Below are 20015 nucleotides of genomic sequence, written 5' to 3' on the forward strand. Positions count from 1 at the left end.
GAGGGAGGCCGGTGCGGATGCGGAGTCGGGGGTCGGAGCCGGAATTGGGGCTGGGGTCGGGGCGGGGTCGGGCTGCGAGGGTGCTTCGGCAGCGGGCCCGGGCTGTGGGTCGGCGGGCTCATCGGGCCGCTCCCCCGAAGGTGCCGCGGGCGGTCCCGCGGGCTGCGGTTCCGCCTCCGCGCCGAGCCGTGTCGTCCCCACGTCTTCGCCGGGCTCCCGCGGCCGCGCCGTGTCCTGCGGTTCCGCGGGTTCGGTGGTGGCGGACGGTGTCGACCGGCCTTTCGGGGCCGCAGCCTCCAGTGCCTCGGCCACCTCCGCCGGGTCCGGCCGTCGGTCGGGGTCGCGGGCGAGCAGGCGTACGAGGAGCGGGGCGAGGGGACCGGCCTGTTTCGGCTCGGGAAGGTCGGCGGCGAGGATCGCGGCGAGCGTGGCCTCCACCGTCGTACGGCGGAAGGGGGACCAGCCCTCGACGGCGGCGTACAGCAGGACGCCGAGGGACCACAGGTCCGAGGCGGGACCGGCACCGCGGCCGGACATCCGCTCGGGGGCGACGAACTCCAGGAAACCGACGAACTCGCCGCTGGCAGTGAGGGATTCCTCGCCCCGGACGTGCGCGATGCCGAAGTCGGTGAGGACGACGCGGCCGTGCGGGCCGAGCAGCACGTTGGCGGGTTTCACATCCCGGTGGACGATGCCGACGGCGTGCGCGGCGCGCAGCGCGCCCAGGACGGCGAGGCCGATCCGCGCGGCCTCGGCCGCGTCCAGCGGGCCGCGTCGCAGCGCCTCGTGCAGGGACTCGCCGCGCACCAACTCCATGACGATCCAGGGCAGTCCGTCCCGGAGGCCCTCGCCCTCCTCCACCACGACGTCGTGGAGGGAGACCGCGGAGGGATGGTCGACGCGGGCGGCGGCGCGGGCCTCCCGGTAGAGCCGGTGGGCGGCCCGGCGGTGGAACTCGTCCTCGGGGTCTCCCGGTAACCGGGGTTCCTTGACGGCAACTTCGCGGTCCATGAGCAGGTCTCGGGCCCGCCACACGGTGCCCATGCCGCCGGAGCCGATGCGTTCGAGCAGCCGGTAACGCCCGCCGACAGTACGGCCGTCGGCGCCTCCGGGATGCCCGTCGTCGCTCATGTCACATGACTACCACGAGCGGCCCGTCAGGGCTTGTCCACCTCGAGATGGGCGATGGCCGTGCGCGCCACCTCCTGGCCCCGTTCCGTGAAGTCGCCCTTGCCGGGGTAGGAGATGGTGAGCTTGTACATGTCGCCCGCGGTGGACTTGTAGTAGAGGGTCCGCATCTCGCGGGGGCGGGGGTTCTGGGTGTCGTCGGTGGTGTAGACGACCGTGTTCTCGGCGGCCGGCCTGCCCTGGTACTCGGCGTTGGCGTCCGGCGCGGTCCTCGGTGCCTTCGGCATGTCGAGGGCGTAGCTGCCGTTGGTCTTGAAGTCGTCGTTGTCCTCGTACATCTCGGCGGCTGCCGAGTCCTTGATGTCGCCGCCGGTGTCCTCCGCCTTGCGGTCGACGGTCAGGACGATCGAGATGGCCCCGCTCGGGTCGGTGAAGCTGACCCAGTGGTCGTCGTCCGACGTCCGGTCCGGCTTGCCGGGCACGTAGTCCTTCGGCACCGCCAGCGTGGCGGTGACGTCCTTCTCGGCGCTCGTCCTCCAGTCGGCGGGCAGTCCACCGGTGGAGGGGTCGGCGACGATCAGCCAGGCCGCGATCGCCGCGGCGACGACGGTCGTGCCCAGCCCGGTCCAGAACAGCCTGGTGCCGACCCGCAGGCCCCAGCCGGCGCGCCCGGCACTGGCCTTGACGGACCAGCCGCCGATCGGATCCGGCGCGTCCACGGCCGGGGCCGCGGGCGCGGTGACCACCTGGGTGGGCGCCGGGGCGGGCGGGTTCGCCGCGTGTTCCAGGAGGGCGCGGACCCGCGGGGCCCGGGGGCGGCGGGCCGGGTCCTTCTCCAGCAGGCCGTTGATGGCCTCGGCGAGCGGGCCCTGCGCGGCGGCGGGCGGCGCGGGCGCGGCGTTGAGGACGGACTGGAGGGTCGCCGGGGTGTTGCTGCGGCGGAACGGCGAGACGCCCTCCGTGGCCGCGTACAGCACCACGCCCAGCGACCACAGGTCGGACGCCGGACCGGGGCGCTGGCCCAGCACCCGCTCGGGCGCGATGAACTCGGGCGAGCCGACGAAGCCGCCGGTGTCGGTCAGGTTGGTCTCGCCCTCGATCTGGGCGATGCCGAAGTCGGTGAGGACGACCCGGTCGTGCCGCCCGAGCAGCACGTTGTCCGGCTTCACGTCCCGGTGCAGGATGCCCGCCGCGTGAGCGGCCTCCAGCGCGCCGAGCACCTCCAGGCCGATCCGGGCGGCCTCGCGCACACCCAGGGTGCCCTCCTCCAGGGCCGCGCCGAGCGACCGCCCGTTGACCAGTTCCATCACGATCCACGGCTGCCCGTCGACGACGGCGACGTCATGGACGTTGACGACGGACGGATGGTCGAGCCGGGCGGCGGCCCGCGCCTCGCGCCGCATGCGCTCGAACGCGTTGGACCGTTCCCGTTCGGGAAGGTGGTCCGGTACGCGCGGCTCCTTGACGGCGACCTCCCGATCCACCGTCTCGTCCTTGGCCCGCCATACGGTGCCCATGCCGCCGTGCCCGAGCTTGGCGAGAAGCCGGTAGCGGCCCGCGATGAGCCGCCCGACACCGGGTTCCTGCGGGGCCGAGGCGACCTGGGCGGGCATCGCGTAGGGGTTGTCGGGGTGCGGGACCCGAGGCGCTTGCGGAGGATGCCGCGCATCCGGCTGCCGAGGCGGTTGCAGAACAAAACTCGTCGTGTCGTCGGCCCCCTGGCCCGGTCCCCCGTCGTGGCTCATGCGTCCATCAATATCGCGCCACACGGGCCGATATCCACCAGCGGCCCTCACCGGTCACAGACCCGTGACTCAGGCCGCCCTTTATCTCCCCTTTATTCCGGTACGAGCGTGTCGACCGCCACGTCGAAGTACTCCCGTGCCTCGCGCGCCTTCCCGACCGGCGCCGACACCCACACGTCGTACAGCCGCCCGCCGTCCTCCCAGCACAGGTCGTACGTGTGCCGGGCGCCCTGCGCCGCGTCGAAGCCGTTCCAGGTGAACTCCCAGAGGGCGGCCGGCCGTCCGGCGCGGGTGGTCTCGGTGACGTGGCCGTCGCGGTAACCGGGGTTGGTCTCCGGCCCCTTGGCCGCGGCCCGCTCCATCACGCCCAGCGGGCCGCCGGGTCGGGGCGCGGTGATCTTCACGCCGAGCCGGAAGACCCGCCCCGGGGACAGGTAGAACACCCGCTCGCCCTGCGGATCACGGGTGAACCCCTCCGGTACGGCCAGCGCGAACCCGGCCGGGTCGTCGACGACGCGATAGCCGGAGGGGGCACTGGGCCGCCCGTGGGAGGGAGCGGGCGTGGCGGTACCGCCGGGAGTGCCGCCGGACGTCGTACCCGCCGTACTCGTGGAACTCGTGGAACTCGTGGAACTCGCCGTATCCTTCGACCCGCTCGGCCCTCCCGGTGCCGAGGTCGACGGCGTGTCGCGCCCGTTGCCCTCACGGTCGAGCAGCAGTGCCGCCGCGGACACGCCCGCACCCGCCATCGCGGCGACCAGCAGCGCGGCCACCAGCACGCCCCGCGTCGACCGTGCGCGCAGGGGCGGGTCCGAGTCCGGGCGGGCGGGCCGCCGACTCGGGAGGTCGGCCCGCGTGGGCGTGTACCCGGTCCGGCCCGACGGCGTACGCCCGGTGTCCAGGAAGGCCCGCAGCATCCGCTCGGCCTCCTCCGCGCCCAGCCGCCGGTCCGGATCCCGCTCCAGCAGCCCCCGTACGACCGGCAGGAGCGGCTCGGCCTGCGGCGGCGTCCGGATGTCGGCGAAGACGACGGCGTGCAGGATGCCGCCGAGCGAATCGCGGCGGAACGGCGACTCGCCGCTCAGCGCCGTACACAGCAGCGCGCCCAGCGACCACAGGTCGGACGCGGGACCGGTCCGCTCCCCCGACATGCGTTCCGGCGCGGTGTACTCGGGCGAGCCGACGAAGGAGCCCGTCTCGGTGAGGGTGGTGGCGCCCGCGACCTGCGCGATGCCGAAGTCGGTGAGGACGGCGCGGCCGGTGGCGGAGTCGACCAGGACGTTCGCCGGCTTGATGTCCCGGTGCAGCACCCCGGCGGCGTGTGCGGCGCGCAGGGCACCCAGCAGACCCGCGCCGATCCGGGCGGCCTCGCGCGGGTCGATCGGGCCGCGCTCGGCGATCCGGTCGGCGAGCGAGCCGCCCTCGATCAACTCCATCACGATGTACGGCCGTTCGTCCTCCTCGACGACGTCGTGCACCACGATGATGTGCGGGTGGCTGAGCTGGGCGACCGCGCGGGCCTCGCGCAGCGTCCGGTCGCGGCGGGCGCGGGCCTCCTCGGCCGACAGGGCGTCGTCCTGGACCAGTTCCTTCACCGCGACACGCCGTCCCAGCAGGTGGTCCGTCGCCCGCCACACGATCCCCATACCGCCGCGCCCGAGCCTCGCCTCCAGCCGGTAGCGGCCCGCGATGACCCGGACGTCGTCCCCCTCGGTCCCCATGCGCCCATCATGCCCCAACGGACGCCGCGCCTCCGGGGCGCCGACCGGCCAACTCACGGACGGTACGGGCCCCTCCGGGAGCGGGGGCCGGGGATCACGGGCCCCTCCGGGAGCGGGGGCCGGGGATCAGGAAGTGCTCGGCGGCTCCCGCCAGCTCTGGAGCACGGAGGTGAACTGCCGGGCGGTGCTCGCCCAGTCCGCCGCGGGCGAGGACATGTAGATGACGTACTCGGTCCCGTCCCGGGAGATGTACGTCTCCTCGATCGCGCGCCGCGGACCCGGGAAGTCCGTGTCCTTGGCGAGCGCGGTCCAGGTGTACTCCCACCGGGCGCTCTCGCGGTCCCGGTAGGTGTTCCGCTCGAGGGTGACCCTCTGGTAGTCGGCCAGCCGCTGGAGCTGCTGTTCGAGGTCGACCTGGTGGGCGTAGGGGTCGTCGAAGTCAGGGGAGGCGTCGATGGCGATGCGGACGAAGTGCTCGCCGCCGTCGGGCGAGTAGTCGATCTGCTTGAGGTCGGCGTCGTCCTGGTACACCGACCGCTCCCAGCCCGGGGGCAGCGAGAGCCCGAAGCCGAGGGGGTCGTCGATGTCCACCCGGGAGTCGGCGACGGTGCCCTGCCCCGACCCCTTGCCGTTGGGGGTCTGGCTGGGACTCGCGGTGGGGCTCGGCGAGCCGGAGCCCTGCGCCGTACCGTCAACGCCCCACGTCCGCAGCGCCACCGCCGTACCGCCCCCCACCAGCGCGGCGACGACGACCACGAGCACGAACCTGCGCAGCCGGCGACGCCGCAGCGGCTTCGGGGGCGGCGCGGACGGGCCGTGTCCCAGCCCCGTCGGGCCGATGGCGGTCGGGCCGCCGGTGACGAGGTGCGCGTGGGCGCCGGAGGCGGCGGGGACGGGCGTCGTCGCCCCGGCGTACGGACCGGACGGCGGACCGGAGGCCGGGTACGGCGTGGCACTGCCGTTCGTGAAGTGGGGAGCCCCGCCGGTCGTCCCGCCGGTCGTCCCGCCGGTCGCGACGGTGCCCTGCGTGCCGTGCCCCGCCGGTCCCGCGTACTGCGTCGGTATGTAGGCCTGCGCCTCGTCGGGCCGGCGGCCCTCCGCCGCCTCCGCGAGCAGGCGTTCCGCACCGGCCGTGTCGGGCCGGGCGGCCGGGTCCTTGCGCAGCAGCGCCGCGATGACGGGCGCGAGCGGGCCGGCGTACCGCGGCTCGGCGGGCTCCTCCTCGACGACCGCCTGCATCGTGGACAGCGGCGAGGTGCGGCGGAACGGCGAGCGGCCCTCCACCGCCGTGTACAGCGTGGCGCCGAGCGCCCACAGGTCGGAGGACTGGCCCGGGTCGTGGCCGCGGACCCGCTCGGGGGCGAGGAAGTCGACGGACCCGACGACCTCTCCGGTGCGGGTGATGGTGGTGTCGCCGTCGATCTGGGCGATGCCGAAGTCGGTGAGCAGGACCCGGCCGTCGTCGGAGAGGAGCACGTTGCCGGGCTTGACGTCGCGGTGCAGGACGCCCGCCGAGTGCGCGGCGCGCAGGGCACGCAGCACCCACAGGCCGATCCGGGCGGCCTCGGTCGGCTCGACACGCCCGTCCGCCTTGACGGCGTCGGCCAGCGAGCGACCCTCGACCAGCTCCATCACGATCCAGGGGCGGCCGTCGTGTTCGAGGACGTCGTGCACGGTGACGACGGCGGAGTGGTTGATCCGCGCGGCCGCGCGGGCCTCGGCCCTGGTGCGCGCCAGCAGGACCGTACGGTCGCTCTCGGACACGTAGAGCGCGGCGGTCAGCTCCTTGAGGGCGACGGCCCGGTGCAGCAGCTCGTCGTGCGCGCGCCATACGCGGCCCATGCCGCCGCTGCCGATGGCGTCGACGAGCCGGTAGCGGCCCGCGACGAGCAGGCCCTGCATCTGATTCACGTTGCCCCGCAATGCTCTTGACAGGATCAGCGTAAAGACCGGTCCGCGTCCGGGGAACCAGCGGGGGCCCACGGAAACCGCACTGTGACGGTTGTCGCTTCTGCCTCCGCGCCGGAACCATCCGCGTCGACCGGACGACCGGAGGTGTCACCGACCGGTCGCTCACCCCGTGTAGCGGTAGCTGGCCGACGCCTGCTCGAACAGCCGCGTCACCTCGTCCCGCTCGGCCTCCGGGCCACGCAGCTGCACGACGTGGTACCGCCCGTCGAGGAGCAGCGCCACATTGCGCACGAACAGCTCGCGCCCGTCGCCGTCGGTCCAGGTGAACTGCCCCTCGGCCGAGATCCGTCCGCCCACCTGGATGGTCCGCAGCCCGGAGGCGGTGGCCCAGCTGGAGTCGCGGTACGGCTGCAACTCGCTCTCCTTCTCCCGCTGGTACACCATCGGGTCGCTGCCGTACTGAGCGGCGGAGTCCCGCCCCGGCACCACGATCAGCTCGAAGCCGGAGTGCGTGTAGACGACCTGGCCGCGCCCGTTCTTCGGGGTGCGGTCCCAGCCGTCGGCGACGGCGAGCTGGAAGCCCTCGGCGTCCTTGCGCAGGGTGAAGCCGCCGGGCAGCGCGCCGGACTGCGTCTCGGTGGCCCCGGAGGCGGACTCGGAGGGGGTGTTGCCCGACGCCGGAGGGCTTCCGTCGTCGGGCCGGGGCTCGCTGCTCGCATCGGGCGCCGGATCGACCTGGCCCGCGGCACCGGTCTGCTCCGCACCGCCCGCGCTGCCGGTGCCCTCCTCGCCCGCCTTGGGCATGAACATCACGGCGTACGCGATCGCCGCCGCCAGCACCAGCAGCACCACCAGGACGAGGGTGCGGCCCAGGCTGCGCGGCGAACGACCCGTCTCCGCCCGGCCCCGTTTGTGCCGCCCGTGCGTCGCGGGCAGGCCGGCGCGCCGTCTGCGCACCAGCTCGCCCCTGCGGCGCACGATCGGCAGCCGGCGCGGGTCGGTGGGCGGTGTGGCGACGACGTGGGTGCCCGCCTCGGGTTCGGGCGCCGAACGCACCAGCGAGCGCAGCCAGCCGCGCAGTTCCTCGAAGTCCAGTCGCTCGGTGGGGTCCTGACGCAGCAGCGACTCCACGACCGGCCGGAGCGGGCCGCACTCCTCCGCGAAGGCGGGCGGTTCGGCGCAGACCAGCTGCACCAGCTCGGCCGTCGACTCCTCCGGATAGGGGGCATGCCCCTGCACGGCGCGGAACAGCAGCGCGCCGAGCCCCCACAGGTCGGTGGCCGGCCCGATGGGCGCGGCCAGTTGCCAGTTCTCGTGCACGGGCCCGGCCTGCTCCGGCGCCCACCTCTCCGTGACGGGTCCGACGACGGACATCCGCGCCTGCCGCGCCCGCTCGGCCGCCAGCGCCGTGGCCGGCCCGCGCCGCACCGCGGCCCCGGCCGGCTCGTCCCACCGCGTCCCGGCGGGTGCGCCGCCGGCCTGCGGCGGCACCGCGCCGGTCCCGAGGGCGATCGGCGCCGGTGCGCCACCCACACCGTAGGGATCGGCGCTCTGCCCGGGGGACGTACCCCCACGCCACCCGGCCCCTGCTCCCGGCCACTGCCGAGGACGTGACGGCGACGGCGCCGCGCCCGCGATCCCGGTCCCGGTGTCGCCCTCGACGGGAGTGCGGGCACCCGGCAGCGCCGTCCGGCCGCCCTGCTGCGCCTCCTGCACCCGCGCGGCGGCCCGGGCGCCCGCGCGGTACGCGGCGATCGCCCCGGCCCGCGCGGCACGGATGTCCCCGCCCGTCTCCACGGGTCTGCGGGCCACCGCACCGGAGGCCCCGTTCGCCGACTCGGCTGCCGCGGCGGGCAGCCCACCGGCGGCCCGCGCCTCGATCGCCGCGCGCCGAGCGGCCTCGGGATCCACGCCACGGACCCCACCGACTCCGCCGACACCACCGGGCGCACCGGCACCTCGCCCCGGCCCCGGCACACCGGGTGCGCCGACGCCACCCCGGCCGCCCGGCGGCTGCTGCCCCTGCTGCGCCTGTACCTGTACCTGCACCTGTTCCTCGTCCACCGGCACCGGGTCGTACCCGCACAGCGCCTCTTCCGCCGCGCCGACCGCCAGCCCGGTCAGCATGACCCGGCCGTCGTCGCAGACCAGCACCGTGCGCGCGGTGATGTTCCGGTGCACCCAGCCGTGCGCGTGCAGCACCCGCAGCGCCATGAGCACGTCGGAGGCGACCTCCGCCGCCCGGTACGGCGTCAGCGGCTTCTCGGCGAGCAGCGCCGCCAGCGGCCGGGCGGACACCAGTTCACTGACGACCCACAGGGAACCCCCCTCGGCGAACACGTCGAAGACCTGGTCGAGCCGCGGATGGTCGGGGATGCTCGCGGCGGCCTGCGCGGCCTCGACGGCCCGCCGTACGACGGGATCCGCAGGGCGTCGCGTGCTCGCGCCGGTGACCCTCGGGGGCCGGCGCGCGCCGCGCTCCCGAGCCGTGAACCCCTCGGGCAGACCCTCCGCGTCGAGCACCTCTGCCTCGACGACCTCCGGCAACGGCACCTGCCGGACCAGCACTTCCTGCCCGCTGTAGGTGTCGAAGGCCCGGGTCTCGGTGAGTTCGTACTCGTCGGACGGCGGCAGCGGCAGGCGGTAGCGGTCGGCGAGTACCCGTCCCGCATATTCGTCCACGATGCCTCCCCCGGCCGCCCGGTCGGTCAGATCCGTTCGTCACGCGGACCGTCTCCACCGGATCCAGCCGAACAGCTGGATGCGCACGGTCCGCAGCCACTCACGATACGTGCCGGAGGCAACCCGCAAAGAGGGGATGCGAGATCTGGACGCACCGAACCCGCCCCGAAGCCTCATCGAAGCCGCATCGAAGCCGCAGAACCCGCATCGAACGCCTGCCGGGGGCGCGCCGAGCGCCCGCCGGGGGCGCTCGGCGCGCGGGTTGCCGCCCCGCGCTACTTCTTCGGCGTGAACGTCTCCGTGAGCGTCTTCCAGGTGCTCACCTGCAGATCGCCGCCCCACACGGCGGACTTCGCCGTGTACATCAGGGCATGCCCGAGCTGGTCGTGGACCACGAACCCGCGGTCGATCGTGCGGTACGCGGTCCCGCTCTCCGAGTAGGTGAACTCCCAGTCAGCCGTGTTCCAGCCGCGGTAGTCCACCTTCTCTATGCGGACCTTCTTGTACTGGGAGCGCTTCATGTAGCGCTCCTGGTTCTCCCAGTCCGCGACCGGGTCGTCCTTGGGCGTGGTCGTCCACCCGATCAGCAGCTTCTGCCCGTCGGGCCCGGTGAAACGGTCCCCCGCGCCGCTCGTGGACTGGTACTTCCAGCCGGTGGGCAGCCCGATGGTGTAGCCCTGCTTGCCCTCGTGCGTCGTCACGGCCGCTCCGGCTCCACCGGCGGAGGTGCCGACCCGGCACCGCCGTCCGCGGCGGTGTTGCTGGGCGAGCTGCTGCCGGAGGCCGATCCGGCCGTCGCGGACTGCGACGCCGAGCCGTCCGTCCGCGTCCCGCTGCCCTCGTCCTCCTTGGTGTCGGCGGCGGCGCTGTCGCTGGCGACGGCCTGGGGACCGCCACCGCCGTTCGAGCCGTCCGTGCCGCCGTCGCCTCCGCCGAGGGTGAGGGCCAGCACCGTGCCGAGCACGGCGAGCGCCACCACGACGGCGATGATCACCAACGTCCGCTTCGGCACCACGTCGGTCAGCGGTGCCCTGGGCACGGGCCGCGGCGGCAGGTCCGGCGGCGTCATCACGGGCCATCCCGAACTGCGCTGCGCCGTCGACCCGGACACCGGCAGGGACGCGGAGGCCGCGGTGGCCGTCGTCTTCCCGGCGGCGGCCCCTTCGGCCTTGGTGGCCGCCACGGCCGACGCCGAGGTCACGGCCCCGGCGGCCGCGCCGCCCCGCGTCTCCTCCTGCGTGCCCAAGGAGCCCGAGGCCCCCGAGCCACGCGAGGCACCCGCCGTCCCCGAAGCACCCGACGTGCCCGAAGCACCCGACGCGTTCGCCGACTTGGCTCGACCGGCGGCGGCCGAGGTGGCCGCCCCGGCCGCGACGGCGGCCTTCCGCACGGACCGCAGGGCCCCGCGCAGCTTCTCGGCCGCCTCTCCACCGGACGAGCCGGCGGACGAACTCGGGCTGCTCTGCGGGCCGTCCGGCTGCATCGGCAGCGGCACGAGCTTCGTCGCGTCCACCGCCTCGGCCGCCCGGCGGTCCGGCGCGTGGATCACCGCGTTCAACATCGCCCGGGCCCCGGCGTCGTCGAGCCGCCGCTCGGGGTCCTTGGTGAGCAGGCCGTAGATGACGTCCCGCAGCGGACCCGCGTTGGTCGGCTCCTCCAGCGGTTCGGTCATCACCGCGGTGAGCGTCGCGATCGCGGAGCCCTTGTCGTACGGGGGCGTCCCCTCGACGGCCGCGTACAGCAGGCCGCCGAGCGACCACAGATCGGCCGCCGGTCCGGGCTTGTGGCCGCGGGCACGCTCCGGGGAGATGTAGGAGGGCGCCCCGACGAGCATGCCGGTCGAGGTGATGGACGGGTCGCCCTCGACCTGGGCGATGCCGAAGTCGGTGAGCACGACCCGGCCGTCCTCCGCGATCAGCACGTTCGACGGCTTCACGTCGCGGTGCAGGATGCCCTCGCGGTGTGCCGACCTCAGCACGTCGAGGATCGCGAGCCCGACCTCCGCCGCGCGCCTCGGCTCCAGCACGCCGTCCTCACGGATGACCTCGGCGAGCGACTTGCCCTCGACCAGCTCCATCACGATCCACGGCCGGTCGTCCTCCTCGACCACGTCGAAGACCGTCACCGCGCTGTTGTTGCGGATCCGCGCGATGGCCTTGGCCTCGCGCAGCGTCCGAGTGATCAGCCGGCGCTTCTCCTCGTCGTCGATGTTCCCCGGGAACCGCAGCTCCTTGACGGCGACCGTGCGTGCGAGGGTCTCGTCCTCGGCGCGCCACACCGTCCCCATGCCGCCGCGGCCGAGTACGTCTCCCAGCCGGTACCGCCCGGCGAGGAGACGTGCGCTCTTGTCCTGACGGGATGCTCCCGCCCGCTCCGCCTCCGACATGCGTCCCCTCATGCAACCCGCCCTGACAGAGCCTTCATTGTCCCTCACCCGACAAGTGCCCGACGCCCAGGGGCCCCTTCACCGCCTCCCAGGACCGGTGCATTCCGGCCAGAAGGTGCAGCAAAGTCCGGCCAACAAGCGGAACGAGCCCCGCCCTGTGCGCGAAATCCCCCTCCACGAGACCTCACAGCGCCCTCCTCGCCACCGCAGAGCCCACCCACGGACTCGGTGCGGCGCCTTCCACCCACCCTGCATGATGGGCCACTCCAGGGACAGGGAGCGGAGGGGAGGAGAGGGAACTCCGTGAGGCGACCTCTGCGCATGCTCCTTTTCCTTCAGGTGGCCCTGACCCTCCTCTGTGCCGCCACAGCCGACTTCGAGCCGGCCCCGACTCCCGGCGCCGACACGACCGCCACGGCTGGTGCCGCTGACGCCACCGACACCGCCGACGCGCTCCTCCCCCTGCTCCGCACCCGGGGCAGGGCTCCCGCCGCCGCGCTGCTGGCCCACGAGGAGAGTGGCACCCGCTTCGCCGAGTCCGGCCCGGGCATCTCCCGGTCCGACCACTTCCGGGCCGGCAGCATCACCAAGACCTTCCTCGCGACCGTCGTGCTCCAACTGGCCTCCGAACAGCGGCTGCCGCTGTCCGACCCGGTGGAGCGGTACCTGCCCGGCCTGGTGCGGGGAGCCGGCAACGACGGGCGCGCGCTGACCCTGCGTTCCCTGCTGACCCACACCAGCGGTCTGTACGACTTCGCCCGGGACACCGGCGGCATCCGCCCCGTCACCCCTGTGCAAGCCATCCGTATCGCGCTCACCCACCCTCCGGCCGACCGCGGCCGCTATGCCTACTCCAACACCAACTACGTCCTGCTCGGCCTGGTCGTCGAACAGGTCACCGGTCGCCCCTACTCCACGGAGGCCGAACACCGCATCCTCGATCCGCTGGGTCTGAACGGCACCTCCTTCCCCGGATCCCGCACCTCACTGCCCTCCCCGCACGGCCGCGCCTACGAGACGGACGGAACCGACGTCACCGAACTCGACCCACGGGTGGCCGGGGCCGCGGGCGAGCTGGTGACGACACTCACCGACCTGAACCGCTTCTACTCAGCCCTCCTGAGCGGCGAGCTGCTGCCCTCGCACCGGCTGCGCGAGATGCTCGACACCCACACCGCACACGGCTCGTACGGCCTGGGGCTGATTCCGGCGAGGCTGCCCTGCGGAGTGACCGTGTGGGGGCACAACGGCCGGATCTCGGGCAGCTACGTGCGCACCGCGGCCACCGTCGACGGCCGTCATGTCCTCACCTTCCGCGTGAACACGACGGCGATGGCGGACCCCGACCTCGAACCGGCCCTGCTCGCGGCCGAGTTCTGCCCTCGCACCTCTTGGAACGAGCCGGTTCCGAACAGAGATCCCGGTCAGCGACACTCGTTCGAGTGAAGCGAGTCGGGCGTTCCCGCCGCGGCAGCCCAGAGCCCGGTGGGCCTCACCCCCAGGACCGCAGCGACCGGGGCGGCCTGCCAGCCACGGCCGCACAACCACCACCGCACAACCGCCGCCGCAAAGCCGCGGCCGCACAACCACCGCCCGCCCAGCCGCCGCCTCACAGCCGCCGCCTCACTGCGGCACGATGTCCGGCGCCCCCAGCCGCGCGGCGTCCGCCGTCAGGTCGTCGGGCTGCCGTTGCGACTCCCGCTCGGCCTCCACCCGCTTCTCGTAGTGCTGCACCTCGCGCTCGATCTGGTCCTTGTCCCAGCCCAGGACCGGCGCCATCAGTTCCGCCGCCTCACGGGCGCTGCGGGTGCCCCGGTCGAAGGTCTCGATGGAGATGCGGGTGCGCCGGGTCAGCACGTCGTCCAGGTGCCGCGCTCCCTCGTGCGAGGCGGCGTAGACGATCTCGGCGCGCAGATAGTCGTCGGCCGTCCGCAGCGGCTCGCCGAGTGTCGGGTCGGCTGCGACCAGGTCGAGCAGTTCCTCGGCCATCGAGCCGTACCGGTTCAGCAGATGCTCGACGCGCACCACGTGCAGCCCGGTCCGGGTGGCGATGCGCGCTCGCGCGTTCCACAGCGCCCGGTAGCCCTCCGCGCCCAGCAGCGGCACGTCCTCGGTGACGCACTCGGCGACCCGCAGGTCGAGCCCGTGCACGGCCGCGTCGACGGCGTCCTTGGCCATCACCCGGTACGTCGTGTACTTGCCGCCCGCCACGACGACCAGCCCCGGTACGGGATGGGCGACGGTGTGCTCCCGGGACAGCTTGCTGGTGACGTCCGACTCGCCCGCGAGCAGGGGACGCAGACCGGCGTAGACACCCTCGACGTCGTCGCGGGTGAGCGGCACCGCGAGGACGGAGTTCACGTGTTCCAGCAGATAGTCGATGTCGGCGCTGGACGCGGCCGGGTGGGCCTTGTCGAGGTCCCATTCGGTGTCGGTGGTGCCGACGATCCAGTGCCGGCCCCAGGGGATGACGAACAGCACGGACTTCTCGGTGCGCAGGATCAGGCCGGTGGAGGAGTGGATGCGGTCCTTCGGCACGACGAGGTGGATGCCCTTGGAGGCGCGGACGTGGAACTGTCCCCGCTCCCCCACCATCGCCTGCGTGTCGTCGGTCCACACGCCCGTGGCGTTGACCACCTGCCGGGCGCGGACCTCGTACTCCCCGCCTCCTTCGGCGTCCCGCACGCGCGCGCCCACGACCCGCTCGCCCTCGCGCAGGAAGCTCGTCACGCGTGCGCGGTTGGCGACCTTCGCGCCGTACGACGCCGCCGTGCGCACCAGGGTGGCGACATAGCGGGCGTCGTCCATCTGGGCGTCGTAGTACTGGAGGGCGCCGACGAGTGCGTCCTTCTTCAAGGCCGGTGCGACACGCAGGGCGTGGCGGCGGCTCAGGTGGCGGTGGGCCGGAAGCCCCCGGCCGTGCCCGCGGGCCATCGACATCGCGTCGTAGAGCGCGACGCCCGAACCGGCGTACAGCCGCTCCCAGCCCTTGTGCTGCAGCGGGTACAGGAACGGCACGGGCTTGACCAGGTGCGGCGCCAGCCGCTCCAGCAGCAGTCCGCGCTCCTTGAGCGCCTCGCGGACGAGGACGAAGTCGAGCATCTCCAGATAGCGCAGGCCGCCGTGAATGAGCTTGCTGGATCTGCTCGATGTGCCCGAAGCCCAGTCCCGTGCCTCGACCAGCCCCGTGGACAGGCCGCGGGTGACGGCGTCGAGGGCGGTTCCCGCGCCGACCACCCCGCCTCCCACGACCAGCACGTCCAGCTCGCGCTCGGCCATGGCCGCAAGTGACTCGGCTCGCTGCGCCGGCCCCAGTGTCGCTGTCCTCACCGCTGCCTCCCGCTGTAGGTCGCGCCGGCCGCACCCTTCAGGACGAGGCCCGGCCCGTATCCCCCATGCCCCAATGGTGACCGTGTTGCCCGAGTTCAGCCACCACGCACCCCCAGCCTGTGGACAACTCTCACGGAACAGCAGCCGGGTCCCATCGAGGCGACCGGAAAACACAGCCGATCAATCCCGCAAATCGGTCATATTTACTCCTAGTCTGACATTGCGCTCGCCCGTCCTGTCCACAGGGCTTGCGCACCTGTCCCGCTTCGGTTACTGGGAAGGACGGCCCACGCCATGCCCGCAGATCTCGCCGTCATCGGACTCGGCCCGCTCGGCCTGCCCCTGGCCCAGGCCGCCGTGGCCGCCGGCATCCCCACGCTCGGCTACCGCACCGGACCCGAGCCGGGCTCCCTCAGCCCCGCCGAGCTGCGCCGGATGCTCTCGGAGGGCTTCCGGCCCACCACCAACCCCGCCGAGCTGGGCCGGGTGCGCACCGCCGTCATCTGCGCCCCCACCCCGCGCGACGCGGACGGCGGGCTCGACCTGAGCCAGGTGGAGGCTGCCGCCCGCACCCTGGCCGGACACCTGCGCCCGCACACCACCGTCATCCTGGAGTCGCCCGTACCGCCCGGGACCACCGAGGAGTTCCTGCGGCCGCTCCTGGAGGAGACGTCCGGTCTGCGCGCGGGCCGCGACTTCCATCTCGCGTACTCCCCCAGCCGGGTCGACCCCGGACGCCGCGACTTCACGCCCACCAACACTCCGAAGGTCATCGGCGGACTCACGCCCGCGTGCACCGAGTCCGCCGCCGCCTTCTACGGCCGCCTCACCGACAAGGTGGTACGCGCGCGTGGCCTCAGGGAAGCCGAGACCGTGACGCTCCTGGAGACCAATTTCCGGCACGTCAACATGGCCCTGGTCAACGAGATGGCCGTCCTCTGCAACGACCTCGGCGTGGACCTCTGGGACGTCATCCGGTGCGCCGAGACCAAGCCGTTCGGCTTCCAGGCCTTCCGCCCCGGCCCCGGCGTCGGCGGCCACTCCGTCCCCCTGGACCGCACCGGCCACCCCGGCAGCCCCCTACGCATGGTGGAACTCGCCCAGCAGGTCAACAGCCGCATGCCCCGCTACGTCGTCCAGCGCGCCGCCACCCTCCTCAACGAGCACGGCAAGTCGGCGCGGGGCGCGCGCGTACTGCTGCTCGGCGTCACCTACAAGGCCGACCTCGCCGACCAGCAGGGCACCCCCGCCCAGGAGATCGCGATCCGCCTGATGGAACTCGGCGCGGCCGTCAGCTACCACGACCCGCACGTACCGTCCTGGAGCGTCCTGGACCACCCGGTACCGCGCGCCGACTCCCTGTACGAGGCCGCCGCCGACGCCGACCTGACGATCCTCCTCCAGCAGCACCGCACGTACGACCTACAGGGCCTGTCGGTGAAGGCACAGCTGCTGCTCGACACGCGGGGCGCCACGCCGACGGGGGCGGCGCACCGGTTGTGAGAGGGGGCGCACGACGCCGCCCCTGGCCCCGGAGGCTGGTGGCGTACGGCACGGCTCGCCGGTAACGTGAAAACGGGTGGTGCCCACCGCAGGGATCACTGCGGCAGGCACCTGATGGATCACGGAGTGTCCGCCCTCAATGTGTGCGGGGACGGCCGCTCACCACCCGAAAATAGATGGTGCCCACCGCAGCGGCCACTGCGGCAGGCACCGGATGGTTCACGGAGTGTCCGCCCCCAATGTGTTTGGGGACGGCCGCTCACCATCCGAAAAGCCGCAAGATCCACCTCCTCCGGCACTGCACCGTCCGAAGACGGAGTCGGTCCCAGCGGGTGGGCTTGCGGTGGCGTCCCATGGGCGCCCCCTTCCACGACGCCGCCCGGTGGCCCGGTGGACGGCTCGTTCAGGAACTCGGGCCGGGCCCCGAGGGCTCGGGTCCGGAACCATGTCCTTGGAAGGGGGCACCCCACACCACTGGGGCGCCGACCCGGACGCTACCGTCCGCGACCCCCCTGACCAGCCCGCATTCGGCCCGAGGGCAACCGTGCGCCCCCGCTCCGCACCGCACGCCCCCACATCCGTCCCGGGCATGCGAAAGGGGCCGGTCACCTCACCCGAGTGAGCTGACCGGCCCCTGCCGAAGTCCTGCGAACTACCGTCGGGCTAGCGCCGGTGCACCGAGTCCGCCACCGTCACCTCGACGCGCTGGAACTCCTTCAGCTCGCTGTAACCGGTGGTGGACATGGCGCGGCGCAGGGCGCCGAAGAAGTTCATCGAGCCGTCCGGCGTGTGGGACGGGCCGGTGAGGACCTCCTCGATGGTGCCGACCGTGCCGAGGTCGACCTTCTGGCCACGCGGCAGCTCCTCGTTGACGGCCTCCATGCCCCAGTGGTGGCCGCGGCCGGGCGCGTCGGTCGCGCGCGCGAGCGGGGAGCCCATCATCACCGCGTCGGCGCCGCAGGCGACGGCCTTGGGCAGGTCACCGGACCAGCCGACGCCGCCGTCCGCGATCACGTGCACGTACCGGCCGCCGGACTCGTCCATGTAGTCGCGGCGGGCGGCGGCGACATCGGCCACCGCAGTCGCCATCGGGACCTGGATACCGAGCACGTTGCGCGTGGTGTGCGCCGCGCCGCCGCCGAAACCGACGAGGACGCCCGCCGCACCGGTGCGCATCAGGTGCAGGGCCGCCGTGTAGGTGGCGCAGCCGCCGACGATCACCGGGACGTCGAGTTCGTAGATGAACTGCTTCAGGTTCAGCGGCTCGTGCGAGCCGGAGACGTGCTCCGCGGAGACCGTCGTACCGCGGATGACGAAGATGTCCACGCCCGCGTCGACGACGGCCTTGGAGAACTGGGCCGTGCGCTGCGGGGAGAGTGCGGCGGCGGTGACCACGCCCGAGTCGCGCACCTCCTTGAGGCGCTGCCCGATCAGCTCCTCCTTGATCGGCGCGGAGTAGATCTCCTGGAGCCGGCGGGTCGCCTTGTCGACGGGCAGCTTGGCGATCTCGTCCAGCAGCGGCTGCGGGTCCTCGTACCGCGTCCACAGGCCTTCGAGGTTCAGCACGCCCAGGCCGCCCAGTTCGCCGATGCGGATCGCGGTGGCGGGGGAGACGATGGAGTCCATGGGGGCGGCCAGGAAGGGCAGCTCGAAACGGTAGGCGTCGATCTGCCAGGCGATCGAGACCTCCTTCGGGTCCCGCGTACGGCGGCTGGGGACGACGGCGATGTCGTCGAAGGCGTACGCCCGGCGGCCGCGCTTGCCGCGCCCGATCTCGATCTCAGTCACGTGTGTGGCCTTTCCCTGATGCGTTGCAGCGTCTACCAGTATCGCCGACGGGCACGACAAGGGCGCCCGGACGGCAATCCGGGGCCGCCCTCAGTCGTGTGAGACGGACGCACGCGCGCGTGCCGCTACTTCTTACCGCTGTAGTTCGGCGCCTCGACCGTCATCTGGATGTCGTGCGGGTGGCTCTCCTTGAGACCCGCCGAGGTGATCCGGACGAACCGGCCGTTGTCCTGAAGCTCCGGAACGGTACGGCCGCCGACGTAGAACATCGACTGGCGCAGTCCGCCGACCAGCTGGTGGACGACGGAGGACAGCGGGCCGCGGTACGGCACCTGGCCCTCGATGCCCTCGGGGATCAGCTGCTCGTCGGAGGCGACGCCCTCCTGGAAGTACCGGTCCTTGGAGAACGACTTGCGCTCGCCGCGGGTCTGCATGGCACCCAGGGAACCCATGCCGCGGTACGACTTGAACTGCTTGCCGTTGATGAACAGCAGCTCGCCGGGCGACTCCTCGCAGCCCGCGAGCAGCGAGCCCAGCATCACGGTGTCGGCGCCCGCGACGAGGGCCTTGGCGATGTCGCCCGAGTACTGGAGGCCGCCGTCGCCGATGACCGGGACACCGGCCTCCTTGGCGGCCAGCGCGGCCTCGTAGATGGCGGTGACCTGCGGGACACCGATGCCGGCGACGACACGGGTCGTACAGATGGAGCCCGGGCCGACACCGACCTTGATGGCGTCCGCGCCGGCGTCGACGAGGGACTGGGCGCCGTCGCGGGTGGCGACGTTGCCGCCGATGACGTCCACGCGCGTGTGGTTGGACTTGATCTTGGCGATCATGTCGCCGACCAGGCGCGAGTGGCCGTGCGCGGTGTCCACGACGATGAAGTCGGCGCCCGCCTCGATGAGAGCCTGGGCGCGCTCGAAGGCGTCACCGGCGACGCCGACCGCGGCACCGACGATGAGGCGGCCCTCGGCGTCCTTCGCGGCGAGCGGGTACTTCTCCGCCTTGACGAAGTCCTTGACCGTGATCAGGCCCTTGAGGTGACCCTCGTCGTCGACGAGCGGCAGCTTCTCGATCTTGTGGCGGCGCAGCAGCTCCATGGCCTCCACGCCGGAGATGCCGACCTTGCCCGTGACCAGCGGCATCGGCGTCATGACCTCGCGGACGCGGCGCGTGCGGTCGGTCTCGAAGGCCATGTCACGGTTGGTGACGATGCCGAGCAGCTTCTTGTTGCCGTCGGTGACCGGGACGCCGCTGATGCGGAACTTGGCGCAGAGCGCGTCGGCCTCGGCGAGCGTGGCGTCCGGGTGGATGGTGATCGGGTCGGTCACCATGCCGGACTCGGAGCGCTTCACGAGGTCGACCTGGTTGGCCTGGTCCGCGATGGAGAGGTTGCGGTGCAGTACACCGACGCCGCCCTGGCGGGCCATCGAGATCGCCATGCGCGATTCGGTGACCTTGTCCATGGCGGCGGACAGGAGCGGGATGTTCACCCGCACGTTCCTGGAGACGTACGAGGCGGTGTCGATCTCGTCGGGAGCCATGTCCGACGGGCCCGGCAGCAGCAGCACGTCGTCGTAGGTCAGCCCGAGCGTCGCGAATTTTCCGGGCACTCCGTCGACGTTGGCAGTCATGACACCTTCCCCAAATGGCCTTGATCGGTGCGGATGTCCATGCTAACGGGAAGCGCACCTCCCGAATTCCACGGTCCGATGTGACTCCGGCTCCGCATGTTCGTACGGCGGCGGCGGGCGGCCTGTTCACGGAAGGGGCCGTCCGCCTGTTCGGCGTGGGCGCCTCGGCCGGTCCGGCGTTGGGCCC

The 20015-nt window shown here is 73.0% G+C and carries 10 protein-coding genes and 1 pseudogene; 2 read left to right on the plus strand and 9 right to left on the minus strand.

Annotation, left to right across the window (positions count from 1 at the left end; translation table 11 throughout):
- From BM536_RS31300 to BM536_RS31325, 6 genes and pseudogenes are all read right to left on the minus strand, one after another.
- Nucleotides 1-1131, minus strand: a 1131-nt coding sequence (locus BM536_RS31300) for a serine/threonine-protein kinase (RefSeq protein WP_245873889.1), incomplete at its 3' end; no start/stop codon positions are given.
- Between the two features lie 26 nt (nucleotides 1132-1157).
- Nucleotides 1158-2873 carry a serine/threonine-protein kinase gene (locus tag BM536_RS31305; RefSeq protein ID WP_094103786.1) on the minus strand — a complete coding sequence of 572 codons (1716 nt, stop codon included), beginning with the start codon at nucleotides 2871-2873 and terminating at the stop codon, nucleotides 1158-1160.
- Nucleotides 2874-2965: 92 nt separating this feature from the next.
- Nucleotides 2966-4594: a serine/threonine-protein kinase gene (locus tag BM536_RS31310; RefSeq protein ID WP_094103787.1), complete on the minus strand. Its 1629-nt coding sequence runs from the start codon at nucleotides 4592-4594 to the stop codon at nucleotides 2966-2968.
- A gap of 126 nt (nucleotides 4595-4720) precedes the next feature.
- The gene (locus tag BM536_RS31315) at nucleotides 4721-6496 is read right to left on the minus strand and encodes a serine/threonine-protein kinase (protein WP_073494451.1); all 1776 of its coding nucleotides are present in this window, start codon (nucleotides 6494-6496) and stop codon (nucleotides 4721-4723) included.
- 171 nt (nucleotides 6497-6667) lie between these two features.
- The gene (locus BM536_RS31320; RefSeq protein ID WP_094103788.1) at nucleotides 6668-9187 is read right to left on the minus strand and encodes a protein kinase; all 2520 of its coding nucleotides are present in this window, start codon (nucleotides 9185-9187) and stop codon (nucleotides 6668-6670) included.
- Nucleotides 9188-9462: 275 nt separating this feature from the next.
- A pseudogene (locus BM536_RS31325) lies at nucleotides 9463-11573 on the minus strand (serine/threonine-protein kinase).
- 321 nt (nucleotides 11574-11894) lie between these two features.
- Between BM536_RS31325 and BM536_RS31330 the strand changes: the two are divergent.
- Entirely contained in the window at nucleotides 11895-13019 is a 1125-nt protein-coding gene (locus BM536_RS31330) for a serine hydrolase domain-containing protein (RefSeq protein ID WP_073494453.1), read from the plus strand.
- A 177-nt stretch (nucleotides 13020-13196) separates the two neighbouring features.
- Here the strand turns inward: BM536_RS31330 and BM536_RS31335 are convergent, their stop codons facing one another.
- Nucleotides 13197-14903, minus strand: coding sequence for a glycerol-3-phosphate dehydrogenase/oxidase (locus BM536_RS31335; protein ID WP_073494454.1), 1707 nt, complete (start codon nucleotides 14901-14903; stop codon nucleotides 13197-13199).
- Nucleotides 14904-15197: 294 nt separating this feature from the next.
- On the opposite strand from BM536_RS31335, the gene BM536_RS31340 reads away from it, so the two are divergent.
- A complete protein-coding gene (locus tag BM536_RS31340) occupies nucleotides 15198-16406 on the plus strand; it encodes a nucleotide sugar dehydrogenase (RefSeq protein ID WP_073494456.1) in 1209 nt (402 codons plus the stop codon).
- Nucleotides 16407-17069: 663 nt separating this feature from the next.
- Here BM536_RS31340 and BM536_RS31345 read toward each other — a convergent pair.
- Both BM536_RS31345 and guaB read right to left on the minus strand, forming a co-directional pair.
- A complete protein-coding gene (locus BM536_RS31345; RefSeq protein WP_073494458.1) occupies nucleotides 17070-18194 on the minus strand; it encodes a GuaB3 family IMP dehydrogenase-related protein in 1125 nt (374 codons plus the stop codon).
- A gap of 125 nt (nucleotides 18195-18319) precedes the next feature.
- Nucleotides 18320-19828, minus strand: a complete 1509-nt coding sequence (gene guaB / locus BM536_RS31350) for an IMP dehydrogenase (RefSeq protein WP_073494460.1) — start codon at nucleotides 19826-19828, stop codon at nucleotides 18320-18322.
- Nucleotides 19829-20015 lie beyond the last annotated feature (187 nt).

The sequence above is a fragment of the Streptomyces phaeoluteigriseus genome, assembly GCF_001896135.2.
GTDB classification, from domain to species: domain Bacteria; phylum Actinomycetota; class Actinomycetes; order Streptomycetales; family Streptomycetaceae; genus Streptomyces; species Streptomyces phaeoluteigriseus.

Bases quoted from the DNA above. Each gene is read 5' to 3' on its own strand.
- BM536_RS31340 (WP_073494456.1), top strand. From the start codon at position 15,198: ATGCCCGCAGATCTCGCCGTCATCGGACTCGGCCCGCTCGGCCTGCCC.
- BM536_RS31305 (WP_094103786.1), bottom strand. From the start codon at position 2,873: ATGAGCCACGACGGGGGACCGGGCCAGGGGGCCGACGACACGACGAGT.
- BM536_RS31330 (WP_073494453.1), top strand. From the start codon at position 11,895: ATGCTCCTTTTCCTTCAGGTGGCCCTGACCCTCCTCTGTGCCGCCACA.
- BM536_RS31315 (WP_073494451.1), bottom strand. From the start codon at position 6,496: ATGCAGGGCCTGCTCGTCGCGGGCCGCTACCGGCTCGTCGACGCCATC.
- BM536_RS31310 (WP_094103787.1), bottom strand. From the start codon at position 4,594: ATGGGGACCGAGGGGGACGACGTCCGGGTCATCGCGGGCCGCTACCGG.
- guaB (WP_073494460.1), bottom strand. From the start codon at position 19,828: ATGACTGCCAACGTCGACGGAGTGCCCGGAAAATTCGCGACGCTCGGG.